General features: G+C 69.4%; 13 protein-coding genes. 4 read left to right on the forward strand and 9 right to left on the reverse strand.

The annotated features are described in order from the left end of the window. Positions 1-21: 21 nt before the first annotated feature. Positions 22-2286: a 5-methyltetrahydropteroyltriglutamate--homocysteine S-methyltransferase gene (metE, locus tag ACYVKL_RS32695; RefSeq protein ID WP_379167371.1), complete on the forward strand. Its 2265-nt coding sequence runs from the start codon at positions 22-24 to the stop codon at positions 2284-2286. Between the two features lie 45 nt (positions 2287-2331). Here the strand turns inward: metE and ACYVKL_RS32700 are convergent, their stop codons facing one another. Further along, on the reverse strand, positions 2332-3750 hold the full coding sequence (locus ACYVKL_RS32700) for a short-chain fatty acyl-CoA regulator family protein (RefSeq protein WP_357192761.1): 1419 nt from the start codon (positions 3748-3750) through the stop codon (positions 2332-2334). A 118-nt stretch (positions 3751-3868) separates the two neighbouring features. On the opposite strand from ACYVKL_RS32700, the gene prpD reads away from it, so the two are divergent. The 3 genes from prpD to ACYVKL_RS32715 are packed head-to-tail and all read left to right on the forward strand — an operon-like array spanning position 3869 to position 7412. Next, positions 3869-5374 (forward strand): 2-methylcitrate dehydratase PrpD, encoded by a 1506-nt coding sequence (prpD, locus tag ACYVKL_RS32705; RefSeq protein WP_379167369.1) that lies wholly within the window; start codon positions 3869-3871, stop codon positions 5372-5374. Then, on the forward strand, positions 5371-6285 hold the full coding sequence (prpB, locus tag ACYVKL_RS32710) for a methylisocitrate lyase (protein ID WP_379167368.1): 915 nt from the start codon (positions 5371-5373) through the stop codon (positions 6283-6285). Before prpD ends, prpB begins: the two co-directional genes overlap by 4 nt. Further along, positions 6285-7412, forward strand: a complete 1128-nt coding sequence (locus ACYVKL_RS32715; RefSeq protein ID WP_379167366.1) for a bifunctional 2-methylcitrate synthase/citrate synthase — start codon at positions 6285-6287, stop codon at positions 7410-7412. The genes prpB and ACYVKL_RS32715 overlap by 1 nt, the downstream gene beginning before the upstream one ends. Before the next feature lie 9 nt (positions 7413-7421). Here ACYVKL_RS32715 and ACYVKL_RS32720 read toward each other — a convergent pair whose 3' ends face one another. The 8 genes from ACYVKL_RS32720 to hutU form a co-directional block, all read right to left on the reverse strand. Further along, positions 7422-8426: an SGNH/GDSL hydrolase family protein gene (locus ACYVKL_RS32720; protein ID WP_379167364.1), complete on the reverse strand. Its 1005-nt coding sequence runs from the start codon at positions 8424-8426 to the stop codon at positions 7422-7424. A 46-nt stretch (positions 8427-8472) separates the two neighbouring features. Next, positions 8473-10032, reverse strand: a complete 1560-nt coding sequence (locus ACYVKL_RS32725; RefSeq protein WP_379167362.1) for an ArnT family glycosyltransferase — start codon at positions 10030-10032, stop codon at positions 8473-8475. A 58-nt stretch (positions 10033-10090) separates the two neighbouring features. Further along, positions 10091-11092 (reverse strand): SGNH/GDSL hydrolase family protein, encoded by a 1002-nt coding sequence (locus ACYVKL_RS32730; protein WP_379167361.1) that lies wholly within the window; start codon positions 11090-11092, stop codon positions 10091-10093. Positions 11093-11315: 223 nt separating this feature from the next. Then, positions 11316-12896: a histidine ammonia-lyase gene (hutH, locus tag ACYVKL_RS32735; protein WP_379167358.1), complete on the reverse strand. Its 1581-nt coding sequence runs from the start codon at positions 12894-12896 to the stop codon at positions 11316-11318. Positions 12897-12935: 39 nt separating this feature from the next. Beyond that, the gene (locus ACYVKL_RS32740) at positions 12936-14363 is read right to left on the reverse strand and encodes an amino acid permease (RefSeq protein WP_379167356.1); all 1428 of its coding nucleotides are present in this window, start codon (positions 14361-14363) and stop codon (positions 12936-12938) included. Between the two features lie 117 nt (positions 14364-14480). Beyond that, the gene (gene hutG / locus ACYVKL_RS32745; protein WP_379167353.1) at positions 14481-15440 is read right to left on the reverse strand and encodes a formimidoylglutamase; all 960 of its coding nucleotides are present in this window, start codon (positions 15438-15440) and stop codon (positions 14481-14483) included. Continuing rightward, positions 15437-16624 carry an imidazolonepropionase gene (hutI, locus tag ACYVKL_RS32750; protein ID WP_379167351.1) on the reverse strand — a complete coding sequence of 396 codons (1188 nt, stop codon included), beginning with the start codon at positions 16622-16624 and terminating at the stop codon, positions 15437-15439. The genes hutG and hutI overlap by 4 nt, the downstream gene beginning before the upstream one ends. 6 nt (positions 16625-16630) lie before the next feature. Further along, complete coding sequence (gene hutU / locus ACYVKL_RS32755) at positions 16631-18301, reverse strand: urocanate hydratase (RefSeq protein WP_379167349.1); 1671 nt, start codon at positions 18299-18301, stop codon at positions 16631-16633. Positions 18302-18352 lie beyond the last annotated feature (51 nt).

Consider the following 18352-nt stretch of genomic DNA (forward strand, 5'->3'; position numbering starts at 1 on the left):
TGCTGACCACGGAGTTCATCAATGCCGAACCCTGAGAACACCTTCACCGCCACGGTGCTGGGCCTGCCCCGCATCGGCCCGAACCGGGAACTGAAACGCGCCGTCGAGGCGTACTGGGCGGGGCGGATCGACGCCGCCGCACTGCACGGCCTCTCCGGGGGCCTGCGCGCCGCGCAACTCACCGCGGTGCGTGCCGCCGGACTGGATTCGATTCCGGTGGGCACCTTCTCCTACTACGACCAGGTGCTCGACACCGCCGTGTTGCTGGGCGCGCTGCCCGAGCGGGTGCACGGCATCGCCGACGAGCTGGACCGCTACTTCGCGGCCGCGCGCGGCACCGCCGAGGTCGCGCCGCTCGAGATGACCAAGTGGTTCGACACCAACTACCACTATCTGGTGCCCGAGCTGTCGGCCGCGACGGAGTTCTCCCTGCATCCGGGCAAGCCGCTGGCGGAACTGGAAGAAGCTCTGGCACTGGGTATTCCGGCCCGACCGGTGATCATCGGCCCGATCACCTTCCTGAAACTGGCCAAGTCGGTGGACGGCAGTGAGCTGCTCGATCGCCTGCCGGATCTGCTGCCGCTGTACGAGCGGCTGCTGGGCCTGCTGGCCGCGGCGGGCGCGCGCTGGGTGCAGATCGACGAGCCGGCACTGGTCGCAGATCTGACGGAAACCGAACTGGCGCTGGTGCATTCGACGTATCAGCGGCTGGCCTCCGGGTCGGGGCGACCGGATCTGCTGGTGGCCGGCTACTTCGGCCGGTTGGGTCCGGTGCTGCCGGTGCTGGCGGCCACCGGGGTCGAGGGCATCGCCGTCGACCTGGTCGCGGACGGTGGCGCCGATGTGGCCGCGGCGCAGGAGCTTTCCGGAACGCTCCTGGTCGCGGGCGTCGTCGACGGCTACAACGTGTGGCGCACCGATCCCGATCGGGCGCTGACCGGGCTGGCCGCTCTCGCCGCCGGCGGCGCGCCCGTGGCGGTGTCGAGTTCCTGCTCGCTGCTGCATGTGCCCTACAGCCTCGCCGCCGAGCCCGACCTGGAGCCGCGCCTGCGGTCCTGGCTGGCGTTCGGAGCCGAGAAGATCGCCGAGATCCGGCTGCTGGCCACCGTCCTGCATGAGGGGCAGGACGCGGCCGCCGAGCAGCTGGAGATCGCGCGAACGGCCGTGCTGGACAGGCGGTCCGACGCCCGGCTGTGCGATCCGACGGTCCGGGCCCGGCTGGCCGGGCTCGATGCCGCCGACGGACGCCGGGCGCCCGCGGACGAGCGGCGGCGGTTGCAGCAGGAACGTCTGCACCTGCCGCCGCTGCCGACCACGACCATCGGCTCCTACCCGCAGACCGGCCGCATCCGGGTGGCGCGCGCCGCCTTGCGCCGCGCCGAGATCGATCGGGCCGAGTACGACACCCGCATGCGCGCCGAGATCGCCGAAGTCATTGCGCTGCAAGAGGAGATCGGCCTGGATGTGCTGGTGCACGGCGAGCCCGAGCGCAACGACATGGTGCAGTACTTCGCCGAGCAGCTGGACGGATTCGCCGCCACCGCGAACGGGTGGGTGCAGTCCTACGGCACCCGCTGCGTCCGCCCGCCGATCCTGTTCGGCGACGTGACCCGCCCGGCGGCCATGACCGTCGACTGGATCACCTACGCGCAGTCGCTGACCGGCAAGCCGGTCAAGGGCATGCTCACCGGGCCGGTCACCATCCTGGCGTGGTCGTACGTGCGTGACGACCAGCCGCTCGCCGACACCGCGCGCCAGATCGCGCTGGCCATCCGGGACGAGACGGTCGACCTGGAAGCCGCCGGGATCGCCATCATCCAGGTGGACGAGCCGGCGCTGCGGGAACTGCTGCCGCTGCGCCGCGCCGATCAGCCCGGGTACCTGGAGTGGGCGGTGGCGGCGTTCCGGCTGGCCACCTCAGGCGTCGCCGACACCACCCAGATCCACACCCACCTGTGCTATTCGGAGTTCGGTGAGATCATCGGCGCCATCGCGGGATTGGACGCCGACGTCACCTCGATCGAGGCGGCCCGCTCGCACATGGAGGTACTCGACGACCTCAACGCGGCGGGCTTCGACCTGGGCGTGGGACCGGGCGTGTACGACATCCACTCGCCGCGGGTGCCCAGCACCGAGGAGATCGGGACCTCGCTCGCGCTGGCACTGAAAGCGGTTCCGGCCGAACGGCTCTGGGTCAACCCGGACTGCGGGCTCAAGACCCGCGGCGCCGCCGAGGTGACCGAGTCGCTGCGCAACCTGGTGGCCGCCGCACGGGCGCTGCGCTGACCGAACGCCGGGGCGTTCCGCCGCGCGGAGCACCCCGGCATCCGGCTACGTGATCGGCGCGTACGGGATGGTCAGGGAACTGTTGTCGTCCACCCGGATCGGGCGGCCCAGCTGCGGGAAGGCGCGCTGGGCGCAGTCGGTGCGCTCGCACACCTTGCAGCCCGCGCCGATCGGCACCGCCGTGCGCGGGTCGTCGACGGGCAGGCCGTGCGAGTAGACCAGCTTGTCCGCGTAGGTCAGGTCGCAGCCCAGTCCGATGGCGAAATCCCGGGTGGGGGACAGGTATCCGGGCGTCTTCTCGTCGGTGGTGCGCGCCAGCCACAGATAGTTGCGGCCGTCGGGCATCCGGGCGATCTGGGTGCGGATGCTGCCCGGTGTGGAGAACGCGTCGTGCACCACCCACAGCGGGCAGCTGCCCCCGACCCGGGAGAAGTGGAACGCGGTGGCGGACTGGCGTTTCGAGATGTTCCCGGCGCGATCGGTGCGCACGAAGAAGAACGGCACCCCGCGCTTGCCCGGACGCTGCAACGTGGACAGGCGGTGGCAGACCGTCTCGAACCCGACCTCGAAGGTGGCGGCCAGCAATTCGATGTCGTAACGCAGCGATTCGGCCGCGTCCCAGAATCGGGTGTAGGGCAGGATCAGCGCGCCGGCGAAGTAATTGGCCAGCCCGATGCGCAGCAAGCCGCGTGAATTCTCGGGCATGGCGTCGGTCGCGTCGATCAGGTCGGCGATCACCTCCGCCTGGGTGAGAAAGGCCAGCTGCGTGGCCAATTGGAACGCCCGCTGACCCGCGGTGAGCCGGCGCGCCAGGGTCAGCACCCGGCTGTCGGCGTCGAAAACCCGTTTCGGGCCCGGATGGCTGGGATCGTCGGTGCGGATGAGGACCGCGATGCCGTGCTGTTCGCGCAGCAGGCGGGTCAGCTGCAGGTCGAGCCCGCCCAGGCTCAGGCCGTTCCGGTCGAAGAGCTGCTCGGCCGCGGTGTCCAGTTCGGGGATGTGGTTGCGCCGGTCGTAGAAGTAGTCGCGGACATCCTCGTAGGGCATGGCGACCGCGGATTCGCCCGGGGCGCCGTCGATTCCGGCGGAGACGCGTTCCATCTGCTCGGTGGTGCCGCGCAACCGGCGATGCAGGCCGACCAGCACGCGCGCCGCCGCGGGCACCCGGGCCACCAGATCGTCGATCTCGGCGGTGGTGATGTCGCCGCCCTCCGGGTCCTCGGCGAACACGTCCTGCAGGTCGGCGATGAGCCGGGCGTCGGTGTCGGCGGCGAAGAAACCCATGTCCAGGTCGAAGCGCGCGTTCAAGCGCAGCAGCACCGGCACGGTCAGCGGGCGCTGGTCGTGCTCGAGCTGATTGATGTAGCTCACCGAGAGTTCCAGCGTCTTGGCCAGCGCGGACTGAGACAGCCCGCGCCGCTCCCGCAAGGCGCGCAGGCGCGCGCCCGCGTACATCTTCTGCATGCGGTCAGCCTAGCAATTTCAGCTTTCACAACTTTCGCTGAATCCCGGCTTCGATTCCGCAAAAATAGGCTTTTGCAAGGCATTTCCCGGCGCCGAACCGCTGTGTAGCGTGCGAAATATGAAGAACCATCTCGTCCGCACCCATCGCTCCGCCGAGCGCTTTCCCCGCACGGAACACCTCGCGTGGCGGATTGCCGACGTCGCGGCCGACCCCGTGGACGTCGACCCCGACGTCGAGCAGATGATCGTCAACCGGCTCATCGACAACGCCGCGGTCGCGGCCGCCTCGATCACCCGGCGACCGGTCGCCAACGCCCGCGCCCAGGCCCTGGCCCACCCCTACCGGCCGGGCGCCACCGTCTTCGGCGCGAGCGGCTCCTACTCGCCGGAATGGGCGGCCTGGGCCAACGGCGTCGCCGTACGGGAACTGGACTTCCACGACACCTTCCTGGCCGCGGAGTACTCCCACCCGGGCGACAACATTCCGCCCGTCCTCGCCGTCGCCCAGCACACCGGCCGCAGCGGCCGCGACCTGATCCGCGGTCTGGCAACGGGTTACGAGATCCAGGTGAACCTGGTCCGCGCGATCTGCCTGCACGAGCACAAGATCGACCACGTCGCGCACCTCGGCCCGTCGGCCGCCGCCGGCATCGGCACGCTGCTCGGACTCGACACCGAAACCATCTACCAGGCCATCGGCCAGGCCCTGCACACCACGACCGCCACCCGCCAGTCCCGCAAGGGCGAGATCTCCAGCTGGAAGGCCTACGCCCCCGCCTTCGCCGGGAAGATGGCCGTCGAAGCGGTGGATCGCGCCATGCGCGGCGAGGGCGCGCCGTCCCCGATCTGGGAGGGCGAGGACGGCGTGATCGCCTGGCTGCTGGGCGGCCCCGACGCGGAGTACTCGGTGCCGCTGCCCGGCCCCGGCGAACCCAAACGCGGCATCCTCGACACCTACACCAAGGAACACTCGGCCGAATACCAGAGCCAGGCCCCCATCGACCTGGCCTGCCGCCTGCGCGAGCGGATCGGCGACCTGGACCAGATCGCCACGATCGTGCTGCACACCAGCCACCACACCCACTACGTGATCGGCACCGGGTCCAACGACCCACAGAAGTTCGACCCCAACGCTTCTCGCGAAACCCTGGATCACTCGATCATGTACATCTTCGCGGTCGCGCTGCAGGACGGCGTCTGGCATCACGAGCGCTCCTACGCCCCCGACCGTGCGCAGCGCCCCGACACCATCGCGCTGTGGAACAAGATCTCCACCGCCGAGGATCCGGAATGGACGCGCCGCTACCACTCCACCGACCCGAACGAGAAGGCGTTCGGCACGCGCGCCGAAATCACCCTGCGCAGTGGCGAAGTCATCGTCGACGAGCTCGCCGTGGCCGACGCCCACCCGCTGGGCGCGCGGCCCTTCGCGCGGGACCAGTACATCGCCAAGTTCCGCACGCTCGCCGAGGGTGTCATCGAGCCCGGCGAGCAGGACCGCTTCCTGGAGGTGGTTCAGCGTGCGGGCGAGCTGTCCCCGAACGAGCTGTCGGAGCTCACCTTCACCGTCTCGCCGGATGTGCTCGCCCGCGCGCCCCGGTCGCCGAAGGGACTGTTCCGATGACCGGCCTGCTCGCCGCCGCCACCCCCGCCACCGACAAGCGTGCCGCCTTCAAGGCGGGCCTGACCTCCGGCACGATCCAGCGGTTCCCCGGTGCGTTCAATCCCTTGGTGGCCAAGCTGATCCAAGAGATCGGGTTCGAAGGCGTGTACGTCTCCGGCGCGGTGCTCTCCGCCGATCTGGGCCTGCCCGATATCGGCCTGACCACCCTGACCGAGGTGGCGGGCCGCGGGCAGCAGATCGCACGGGTCACCGATCTGCCGGTGCTCATCGACGCCGACACCGGATTCGGGGAGCCCATGAGCGCCGCCCGCACCGTCACCGTCATGGAGGACGCCGGCATCGCCGGTCTGCACCTCGAGGATCAGGTGAATCCGAAGCGCTGCGGCCACCTCGACGGCAAGGCGGTGGTTCCGGCCGATGAGATGGTGCGCCGGTTGCGCGCAGCCGTATCCGCGCGGCGCGACCCGAACTTCGTGATCTGCGCGCGCACCGACGCCGCCGGGATCGAGGGCATCGACGCCGCGATCGACCGGGCACGGGCATACGCGGAGGCCGGTGCGGACCTGATCTTCACCGAGGCGCTGCACACCCCGGCCGAGTTCGAGAAGTTCCGGGACGCCGTCTCGATTCCCTTGCTGGCCAACATGACCGAGTTCGGCAAGTCCGAGCTGATCCCGGCGGCGACGCTGGAGTCCATCGGCTACAACGCGGTCATCTACCCGGTGACCACGCTGCGGCTGGCCATGTTCGCCGCCGAAACCGGGCTGCGGGAGATCGCGGCCACCGGCACCCAGGCCGGGCTGCTGGACCGTATGCAGCACCGCAGCCGGCTCTACGAGCTCCTCGAATACGAGCGCTACAACGAATTCGATTCCGACATCTTCAATTTCACTCTGGGAAGGAATCAGTGATGACGGAGACCGCGATCCGGACCATTTACAAGGGTCTCGCCGGCGTCGTCGTCGACACCACCGCTATCTCGAAGGTGGTGCCGGAAACCAACTCGCTGACCTACCGCGGCTACGCGGTCCAGGATCTGGCCGCGCACTGCAGCTTCGAGCAGGTCGCCTACCTGCTGTGGCACGGCGAACTGCCCGGCGACGCTCAGCTCGCGCAATTCCTGCAACGGGAGCGAGCCGCGCGGCGCGTGGATCGGTCACTCCTGTCGCTGGTGGCCAAACTGCCCGAGAACTGCCACCCGATGGACGTGGTGCGCACCGCGATCAGCTACCTGGGCGCCGAAGATCCAGCCGAGGACGACAATTCACCGAAGGCCAACCGCACCAAGGCCTTACGCATGATGGCGGTACTGCCGACCATCGTGGCCGCCGACCACCGCCGACGGCACGGTCTGGATCCCATTGCGCCGCACTCGCATCTGGGCTTCGCCGAGAACTTCCTGAACATGTGCTTCGGCACAGTGCCCGCGCCGGAGCTGGTGCGAGCGTTCGAGGTCTCGCTGATCCTCTACGCGGAGCACAGTTTCAACGCCTCCACCTTCGCCGCCCGCGTGGTCACCTCCACCCGGTCCGACATCTACAGCGCGGTCACCGCGGCCATCGGCGCGCTCAAGGGCCCGCTGCACGGCGGGGCGAACGAGGCGGTCATGCACGACATGATCGAGATCGGCGACCCGGCCCTGGCCGCGGCCTGGCTCCGGAACAAGCTGTCCGGCAAGGAGAAGGTGATGGGCTTCGGCCACCGGGTCTACAAGAACGGCGACTCCCGGGTGCCGACCATGCGGAAGGCCTTGCTGGACATCGCCGCCGCGACCGACGGCGGCCGCTGGGTGCGGATGTACGACGTCCTCGAACGCACCATGCACGAGGCCACCGGGATCGAACCCAACCTCGACTTCCCGACCGGCCCCGCCTACTACCTGCTCGGCTTCGATATCGAGGCGTTCACCCCGATCTTCGTGATGAGCCGGATCACCGGCTGGACCGCCCACATCATCGAGCAGAGCGAATCCAACGCGCTGATCCGGCCGCTGAGCGAATACGTCGGCGTCCCGCCACGATCCGTCGTGGCGGGATGACCGAAACCGCTACCGGGTCGCGAGGTGGCTGTAGACCTCGGCGGCCACCGCGGTGTCGCCGCGCGGCGTCGGGTGGAAGGGCAGACCGACCAGATTGACCTTCGGGTCGAGCGCGGCCAGCAGCCACGGGTCCGGCGAGCACAGGCCGTGGCCGGCGGTCGGGACTCGGGCGTCGACGTAGTCGATCGAGAGCAGATGCGCAGCATCGCGTTCGGCGTCGTTGAGCCGGTTCCAGAACTGGTTGATGGCGCCGGCCCGCGGCTGGACGTAGCGGAACACGCCCATCACGTCGAGGCACCAGACGTTCGAATCCGCCGGAGCCAGTTCGGGATAGCCGACCAGCTGGATCTTCGCATTGGGGGCGTAGTACTTCACGTACTCCACGACCTTGCGGATGCGGTCGGCGTAGGCCGGGCCGGTGACCGAGTTCAGATCGGGCCAGCGACCCTGCTCCACCGCGTCGGGATTGCAGCCCTCGCTCATGTTGAACGCGCAGCGCAACTGGGCCGGGGCGTCGGCGGCGGTGGCCGAGTCGTGCGGCCATTCGTCATTGGCGCCCAACTGGATCGCCACCACCTGGGTGCGGGGACCGAACGCGCCGTTCTTCGACGCCTTGAGCGCCAGCTGCGCCAGGGTATAGCCGTCGCGGCCGGGCACCTCCTTACCGGTGGAGGTGACCGGGCCGCTGTCGATCGAGGCATTGGTGCAGGTGGCGTTCTCGAAGTCCGAGGCGGGGACGTTCATCAACGCGCTCAGCTGCACCGGCCACGAGGTGTCGCGGTGCAGGCATTCGTGCGAGTCGGCGTCCTTGTTGCCGTCGCACTTCACCAGGACGCCGTCGCAGGACGGGTTCGCGGCGAACGAATCACCCATCACCACCAGCGTGCGGCCCTCCGCCGCGGCCGGTGCCGGGTCGGCCCCGGCGACACCGGCCGAGCCGGCCGCCGCGAGCACGGCGACGGCCGCGGCCAGCCGGAACGGGAGCGCGGCGGCCCTGGTGCTGAAACTCATCATGCAAAAACTCCCCGGCGGAAACGTAGTGCGGCACCGACAGTGTTGCTCATGACGCCGGTGGAACGATCATGTAGGTCAGTTTGGGCCATGCCACCGACAACGGGACCTTGGGCTCGCGGCAGATCCACACGGTCACATGGTGATTCTGACCGGCGATGCCCAGCTCGTTGTCGAGCTTCAGCGTGGGCGTGGCCTGCGCGAAGTTGGCCAGGAAGGCCCGCTGCTCGGGACTGTCGTTGTAGCCGACCCACAGGATGGTGGTGGCCGAGTCCGGCGGCGGACCCCATTCGGCGAAGCCACGATTGGGGCTGTACACCGGCGGGATCGCCTTGAACTTCCGATAGTGGTCGAGCGCGCCCGCCTCGTTGTAGGCCTCGGCGACGACCGCGGTGCGCGCCTGCTCCTCGGGCGGCAGGCTCGTCGCCACGATGTTGACGGCGTCGGCCAGATCCTCCCAGTCGTCATTGCCGTAGTGCTGCAGGAAGCCCAGCTTGCTGGTATTCGGAACGTCGATCCAGCTCTTCGGATACGGGAACGTCGCCAAGGCGGCGGCCAGCAGCGCGGTCAGCACGGTGAGAACCGTGAACAGCCGCCGCAATACGGCAACCGAGCGCGGGCTCGCCGTGTCGAAGAGCCCGGACAGCAGCGCCGCGCCCGCACCGAAGAGCGCGGGCACGATCCCGGCGACGTAATAGGACCGGCCGTGGCTCGCCACCACCAGCACGATCATCGCCGCCGCCGCGATCAGCACGAACCGGTACGGCCGCAGCTTCGGCTCCCGGGCCAGACCGTAGATGCCGAGCACACCCAGGCCGCCGCCGAGGAATCCGGTGACGACCATGATCGCCACGATGGTGCCCCACTGGCCGCCGTCGCTCTGCGCGGTCTCGTGGGCGATCGCCGCGTTCGTCGCCAGCTGCGGCCAATCATGGGAGGCCTGCCACAACAGCGCCGGGGTCATGGCCGCGCCCATGATCAGCAGGCCCAGCCACAGGGCGGGGCGACGCAGGATCTCCCGCGGACCCGCCACCAGCATGGCGAAACCGACGCAGGCGCCGAGCATCAGCACCAGCCACTTGTCCTGCACATCGATCGCGGCGGCCACCCCCGCGGCGACCAGCAGCCGATCACGACGGGTGCGCACCCAGCGGACCAGCAGCCAGATGATCAACGCCTGGAACGCCACATCGATCGCGACGCTGTCGAGCACGGTGTAGGCGAAGATGAACGGCGAGGCGGCATACGCCGCGGCCGCCAGAATCTGGAACCGCGGCCGCGCACCGCATTCGAAGGCGACCGCGGCCGTGAGTACCGACACCGCGATCAGGAACAGCAACCCGGGTATCCGCAACGCGATCACCGATCCGGGCGCGATCACATCGGACAGCCGCGCGATCAGCGGGATCAGCGGACCGTTGTCGACGTAACTGACCGCGAGCCGCCGCCCGCAGGCCAGGTAATACAGCTCGTCCCCGGCCAATTGGAACCGGAACGCCGAGACCGACCAGACCAGCGTGATCAGGCCGGAGACCAGCAGGACGCCCCGCCACGCGAAGGGCGGTGGCGCGGTGGTCGATTCGGCTTCGGGGGTGATAGTGAGCGTCATTGCTTCTCCGGGGGATGCGCCGCGGCGGTACTCGACCGCGGACGCGGGTGGGGCCTTGTCAGCGCGGCGCGACGTGGCTGTACACGGTGGCGGCCACGGCGGCGTCACCCTTCGGTGACGGGTGGAAGGGCAAGCCCGCCACGTCGTTCCGCAGATCCAGGAAGACGTTGAACCACGGATCGGCGGCACACAGGCCGTGCCCCGCGGTCGCGGGCTTCACGTCGACGAAGTCGATCCCGAGGATTCCGGCGGCGTCGCGCTGCGCGGTCTGCAGCCGCTCCCAGTACTCGACCATGGCCCGGGCCCGAGGCTGCACCCAACGGCCGGCGCCCAGCAGGTCGACGCACCAGTCGGTCGCGCCCGCCGGAGCGACCTCGGGATAGCCGACCAGCTGGATCTTCGCGTTCGGCGCGTAGTACTTCACGTAGTCGACGACCTTGCGAATGCGGTCGGCGTAGGACGTTCCGGTGATCGACTCGAGGTCCGGCCAGCGGCCCTCGGCCACCGCGTCGGTGTCGCAGCCCTGCACCAGGTCGATCACGCAGCTGACCACCCGGCTCACGTCGGCGGTGACCGTATTGTCCCGGGGCCACGCGTCATTGAAGCCCAGCTGGATCGCCACCACCTGGGTGCGCGGTCCGAACGCCCCGTCCTTGGCGGCTTCGAGCGCCTCCTGCGCCAGGGTGAAACCGCCGCGACCCGGCACCTCCTGCCCGGTCGAGGTGACCGGACCGGTGTCGATCGACGCGCTCGAGCACGAGTTGTTCTCGACATCGGCGGCGTCGACGCCCATCAGCGTGCTCAGTTGAACCGGCCACGAGGTCGGGCTGTGCAGGCAGGCTCGCAGTCCGGTGGCGCCGGAGTCTTCGCACTTCACCCGGACCACATCGCACGGTGGGTTGGCGGTGTACGAGTCGCCCAGCACGACGAGTCTGCGGCCCGCCGCGGGAGCGGGTTCGGCGTCGGCCGCGCCGGCGGCGGCCGCCGTGGTGAGCACGCCGACGACGGCGGCGAGCCGGAGCAGCAGGGCTGCCCGGCCGGTGGTCCAGGTGCTGGTCAAATGCAAAATCCTCGTCGAGCCACAGCCAGGCCGATTCGGGCTTCGGCCATGACTCGGGCCCGCAGCATCTGACAGTTAATGGAAAATAACGCTGCTTCACTTTATTGGCAAGGAAGCGATCGGTGACCGAAACGGTGGGAAAAATGCTTCCGGAACGCAATTCGGCCCAGGCCAGAGAATAACCTCTGGCCTGGGCCGACAAGTCGCCGGTGCGGACGCCGGCTCAGGACAGCGGGCCGACCACGGCTTCGGCCCCGGCCAGCAACTCACCCGAGGCCGCCAACCGCACGACCGCCTCGATCTCCGGAGCCAGGTAGCGGTCCGGACCCGGACCCTGAACCGACTCGCGAATCCGGTCCCGCACGGCACCGGTCGCCGGAGACGGTTCCAGCGGCGCCCGCAGATCCAGGGCGCGGGCCGCGGTGAGGGCCTCGATGGCCAGCACGCGCGTCAGGCCGTCGATGGCGCGGCGCAGCTTGCGGGCCGCCGACCAGCCCATCGACACGTGGTCCTCCTGCATGGCCGAGGACGGGATCGAATCCACGCTCGCGGGCGCGGCCAGCCGCTTCAGCTCGGAGACGATCGCGGCCTGCGTGTACTGCGCGATCATGTGGCCGCTGTCCACGCCGGGATCATCGGCCAGGAACGGCGGCAGGCCGTGGTTGCGGGCCCGATCCAGGAAGCGGTCGGTGCGGCGTTCGCTGATGCTCGCCACGTCGGCGACCACGATGGCCAGGAAGTCGAGCACGTAGGCCACCGGCGCGCCGTGGAAGTTGCCATTGGACTCCACCCGGCCGTCGAGGGTGACCACCGGATTGTCCACGGCGCTGGCCAGCTCGTACGACGCGATCCGCTCCGCGTGCGCGAGGGTGTCCCGCGCGCCGCCGGCGACCTGCGGGGCGCAGCGCAGCGAGTAGGCGTCCTGCACCACCGTGCAGTCGGGGGTCGCGTGGCTGGCCACGATGCCCGAACCCTGCAGCAGCCGAACCATATTCGAGGCGGCCAGGGCCTGACCCGGCTGCGGGCGCAGGGCCTGCAGGTCGGCGGCGAACACCTTGTCGGTGCCGAGCAGGCCCTCGACGCTCATCGATGCCGTCACATCCGCCAGGCGCAACAGTCGGCGCAGGTCGTGGCAGGCCAGCACCAGCATGCCGAGCATGCCGTCGGTGCCGTTGATCAGCGCCAGGCCTTCCTTCTCGGCGAAGACCATCGGCTCGAGACCGGCCGCGGCCAGCGCCTCGGCGGCGGGCATCAGGGTGCCCGCGGCGTCGCGGACCATGCCCTCACCCATCACCGCGAGCGCCACGTGCGACAGCGGGGCCAGGTCGCCGGAACAGCCGAGGCTGCCGTACTCGTGCACGACCGGCGTGATGCCGGCCGACAGCATCGACGCGTAGGCCTGGGCGACCTCCACCCGCACGCCGGTCCGGCCGGTCGCCAGGGTGGACAGCCGCAGCAGCATCAGGGCGCGAATCACCTCACGCTCGACCTCCGCCCCGGAACCCGCCGCGTGCGAGCGAACCAGGCTGCGCTGCAACTGGGTTCGCAGTTCCAGCGGGATGTGGCGGGTGGCGAGCGCGCCGAAACCGGTCGAGACGCCGTAGACCGGCTTCGGGTCGGCGGCCAGCGCCTCGATCCGGGTGCGGCTCGCCGCGATCACGGTGAGCGCGTCCTCCGACAGCCGCACCGTGGCATTGCCGCGGGCGACCCGGACCACTTCCTCGGGGGCGAGGGCGCCGACGCCGACTTCGACCTCGCCTGCTGCCAGGGTGTGGTCTTCGGATAGGAGGGTGTTCGAGCTCATCTCTGTGTCGTCCAATCTGCGGTTACTAGCGGTCAGTGGTCAAAGAAGGTCTGCGGCCAGTGCGGGGTCGACCCCCGGCGTCTGGTCCGCCGAGGCGGCGGGTGCGTCGTCGGTCGACGGCCGGACCCACAGTCGATAGGCGGCGGTCAGCAGGGCCAGCCACACGGCCCCGACGACGAGCGCCACCCGGGTGTCGGCGTCGAAGGCGAGCAGCACGATCACGAAGCCCAGGCCCGCGATCGCGAAGATCGGCAGGTAGGGCCACAGCGGCACCGGGAACTTCAGCTCGGCCGCCTCCGCCGGGCTCATCTGCTTCCGGGAGCGGAAGTGCGACACCAGGATCATCAGCCAGACGAAGACGGTGGCGAAGGTGGCGATGGAGGCGATCACCACGAAGACCCGGTCCGGGATCAGGTAGTTCAGCGCGACGCCGACCAGCAGGGCCGACACCATGATCACGACGGTCATCCACGGGACGCCGTTGCGCGAGACCCGCGTCATCACGGCCGGCGCCTGCCCGCGCAGGGCCATGCCGTACATCATCCGGCCCGCGCCGAAGATATTGCTGTTGATGGCCGACAGGGCGGCGGTGATCACCACGACGTTCAGCACGGCCGCGGCCGACCCCAGGCCCAGGCTGTTGAAGATCTGCACGAACGGGCTGCCCTCGTCGCCGATCTGGTTCCACGGCGTGACGGCCATGATCACGGTCAGGGTCAGGACGTAGAACAGGATGATCCGGACGGGGACGGTGTTGATCGCCCGGGGAATCGTCTTCTCGGGATCCTCCGCCTCACCCGCGGTGACGCCGATGATCTCCGAACCGCCGAAGGCGAACATGACGATGGCGAAGCAGCCGAGGAAGCCGCCGATCCCGTTGGCGAAGAAGCCGCCGCCGGAGTTCAGGTTGGACAGGCCGGTGCTGGTGTCGTGGATGCCGAATCCCCAGATCAGCACGGCGGTTCCGCCCGCGATCATGGCGATGATCGCGACCACCTTGATCAGGCTGAACCAGAACTCGAGCTCACCGAACACCTTGACGTTGAGCAGGTTGATCGCGCCGATGAAGAAGACGATCGCCAGCACCCAGATCCACCGGGGGACGTCCGGGAACCAGAACCCCATGTAGACACCGAAGGCCGTGGTATCGGCCAGCAGCACGATGACCATCTCGAAGACGTAGGTCCAGCCGGTCATGAACCCGGCCAGCGGACCGATGTGCCGGCTGGCGTACTCACCGAACGATCCGGAGACCGGGTTGCGGACCGCCATCTCGCCCAGTGCCCGCAGCACGATGAAGATGATCGCGCCGCCGATCAGGTAGGCCAGCAGGACCGAGGGTCCGGCCTTCCTGATCGCCTCGGCCGATCCGTAGAAGAGGCCGGTGCCGATGGCCGATCCGAGTGCGATGAATCGGATGTGGCGGGCGGTGAGACCCCGGGTCAGGGTCGAGGAGATGTCTTTCACGGATCGGACTCCCTGGTGTTGTTCATAACGCAGCCCGACAGGGATTGTGAGTGCGTTCACATATGTATAGGGCTGTCTATACAACTGTGTCAAGAGTGTGTAGTTACACAACGGCAACTAATTTAGTCGGCCGTCGTGCCGAGTCACGATCCGGTGAATCAGGCGGGCGGCGGTACGCGCGGTCCGGTTGTCGATATCGAGCTCCGGATTCAACTCCGCCACATCCAGCAGCGCCAGCTTCCCGCTGCCCGCCACCAGGTCGCACACCCGCTCGAGCACCTCGAGCGGCACGCCGTACGCGGCGGGGGCGCTGACGCCCGGCGCGACCGATGCGGGGAGTACATCCAGGTCAATGGTCATATACACGACGTCGACGGCGGCCAGGAACTCCTCGACGAAACCCCGCACCCCGGCCAGCTGCCTGGTGGCGCAGTCCTCGTCCAGCCGATAGCGCACGCCCAGCGCCGCGGCGGTCTCGAACAGCGCCGCGGTATTGCTCGGCTGCGAGATGCCGAGCACGGCGTAGTTCAGCGCCCGCCCGGCGGCCGCCTCGGCCTCGGCCATCTGCCGGAACGGTGTCCCCGAACTGGGCGTCGGGTCGGCGCGCAGATCGAAATGGGCATCGAGATTGAGCACGCCCAGCCGGGCCCCGGCCGTCACCGCGGCTCCGGAGGCGATGCCGAGATAGCTGGCGTAGGCCACCTCGTGCCCGCCGCCGAGCACCGTCACGAAGTGCCCGTTGTCCAGTAATTCGGTCACCACCGCGCCCAGTCGTCGCTGCCCGGATTCGAGATCCCCGTCCTCGACCGCGATGTCACCGGCGTCCATGACGCTTGCCGGGCGGGGGAGCGCCATGGACGACAGTGCCTGCCGCAGGGCGGCCGGTCCGGCCGCAGCTCCGGTCCGCCCCTTGTTACGGCGGACCCCCTCATCGCTGCGGAATCCGACCAGAACGCTTGCCCCGGGCGAGGTTTCGGGGGTGAACGGGGAGATCGCGCTGTGCCAGCGCAGATGTGCCGGGCCCGGGCCGTCGTCGCGACCGGACCAGGGGGCGGGGGGATGATCGACAGCGGTCACAGCCGGTGCCCGTCCTTCCAGATCTCGCGCACCAGCGCCACTCCCGGCCGGTAGGCCAGGTACAGGTGCGAGGGGGCGTCCAGGGCGATCAGATCGGCGCGCGCACCCACCCGGATCTGCCCGATGTCGTTGCGCCGCAAGGCCGCAGCGCCACCGGCGGTCGCCGCCCACACGGCTTCGTCCGGGCTCATGTGCATTTCGCGCACGGCAAGTGCGATGCAGAACGGAATGCTCGTGGTGTAGCAGGTGCCCGGATTGCAGTCCGCGGCCAGCGCGACGGTCACACCGGCGTCGAGCAGGGCCCGTGCGTCGGGATACTTGTTGCGCGTGGAGAAGTCGGCCCCGGGCAGCAGGGTGGCGACGGTGGTGCTCGCCGCCAGCGCCTCGACGTCCGCGTCGGTGGTGTAGGTGACGTGATCGACCGAGGCCGCGCCCAGCTCGGCCGCCAGCCGCACTCCGGCGCCGTAGCTGAGCTGGTTGCCGTGCACGCGGGGCGTGAGCCCGGCCGCGATACCGGCCTCGAGCACGGCCCGCGACTGGTCCTCGTCGAAAGCGCCCTCCTCGCAGAAGACGTCGATCCAGCTCGCGTGCGGGGCGCACGCGGGAATCATCTCGTCGATGACCAGCCGCACGTAATCGTCGGTGCGCCCGGCGAATTCCGGTGGCGTGACGTGTGCTGCCAGCAGGGTCGTCTCCGAGGTGTGCCGGGAGGCGATCTCGAGACTCCGCAACTCGTCGGCAACCGTCTGTCCGTAGCCCGACTTCGTTTCGATCGTGGTGGTTCCGGTCCGCAGCGCCTCGGTGACCAGACGGGTGACATTGGCGCTCAGCGCCGCGTCGGTGGCCGCCCGGGTGGCGGCGATGGTGGTCCGGATGCCGCCCGCGCTGTAGGGCGCGCCGGTCATGCGGGCCGCGAACTCCTCGGACCGCTCACCGCCGAACACCAGATGCGCGTGACTGTCGACGAATCCGGGCAGGGCGGCGCGGCCTTCGAGGTCCACCCGGGTCCCGGCGCTGCCCTCGGGCAGACGGGAACGCGGGCCGACCCACTGGATCAGGCCGTCGCCCAACACCACCGCCGCATCCCGGATCACGCCGAGCTTGCCGGCGCCGACCTCGGGATCATTGGTCACCAGGGCGCCGATATTGTCGACGACCGTCCACTGCCCGGATTCGTTGTGCATGAGGGTTCAGTTCTCCTGCATCGGGATTCGAACGCCGCGGGTGGCGGCGACATCGGCCGCGTGCTGGTAGCCGGCGTCGACGTGGCGGATCACGCCCATGGCGGGATCGTTGGACAGCACTCGCTCGAGCTTGCGGGCGGCCAGTTCGGTGCCGTCGGCGATGCACACCTGACCGGCGTGGATGGAACGGCCCATGCCGACGCCGCCGCCGTGGTGGATCGACACCCATGATGCCCCGGACGCGGTGTTGACCAGGGCATTGAGCAGCGGCCAGTCGGCGATGGCGTCGGAGCCGTCGGCCATGGCCTCGGTCTCGCGGTAGGGGGAGGCGACCGAACCGGAGTCCAGGTGGTCACGGCCGATGGCCAGCGGCGCGGACAGTTCCCCGGAGGCGACCATCTCGTTGAACTTCAGTCCCGCGCGGTGGCGTTCGCCGTAGCCGAGCCAGCAGATGCGGGCGGGCAGGCCCTCGAAGTGGACCTTCTCCCCGGCCATGGTGATCCAGCGCTTCAGGTGCTCGTTCTCCGGGAACAGTTCGAGGATGGCGCGGTCGGTGGCTTCGATGTCCTTCGGGTCGCCGGACAGCGCGGCCCAGCGGAACGGGCCCAGGCCCTCCTCGAACAGCGGCCGGATGTAGGCGGGCACGAAGCCCGGGAACTCGAAGGCGCGGTCGTAGCCGCCCTGGCGGGCCTCGTCGCGGATGGAGTTGCCGTAGTCGAAGACCTCGGCGCCGGCGTCCTGGAAGCCGACCATGGCTTCGACGTGGGCGGCCATGGACTTGCGGGCCTCGGTGGTGAACCAGGCCGGATCCTCGGCGGCGCGGCGGTGCCAGTCGGCCACCTCGACGCCGATCGGCAGGTAGGACAGCGGGTCGTGCGCGGAGGTCTGGTCGGTCACGATGTCGATCGGCGCGCCCATGGCGAGCAGCCGCGGGAAGATCTCCGCGGCATTGCCGACCACGCCGATGGACAGCGGTTCCCGGGCGTCGCGCTTCTGGACCGCGAGTTCCAGTGCGGCTTCGAGGGTTTCGGCCTTGGTGTCGAGGTAGCCGTGCGCGATGCGGCGATCGATGCGGGTGACGTCGACGTCGACGCAGATCGCGACGCCGTCGTTCATGGTCACCGCGAGCGGCTGCGCGCCGCCCATGCCGCCGACGCCGGCGGTCAGGGTGATGGTGCCGGCCAGGGTGCCGCCGAAACGCTTGCGCGCCACCGCGCCGAAGGTCTCGTAGGTGCCCTGCAGGATGCCCTGGCTGCCGATGTAGATCCACGAGCCCGCGGTCATCTGGCCGTACATCATCAGGCCCTCGGCCTCGAGCTTGCGGAACTGCTCCCAGTTGGCCCAGTCGCCGACCAGGTTGGAGTTGGCCAGCAGGACCCGCGGCGCCCATTCGCTGGTGCGCATCACGCCGACCGGCTTGCCGGACTGAACCAGCAGCGTCTCATCGTCTTTCAGGGTGGTCAGCGTGCGCACGATGGCGTCGTAGGCCGCCCAGCTGCGGGCGGCGCGGCCGGTGCCGCCGTAGACGACCAGATCGTCGGGGCGCTCGGCGACCTCGGGGTCGAGGTTGTTCATCAGCATGCGCAGGGCGCCCTCCTGCTGCCAGCCGAGGCAGTTCAGTTCGGTGCCGCGCGGCGCACGGACCGGGCGGGGGCCGGACGTGGGGGTGGTGGTCATCGGGACTCCTGTGGATGGGCTGATCGTGATGCCCATAACACCGCGTATTCG

The organism is Nocardia tengchongensis, from assembly GCF_054781395.1.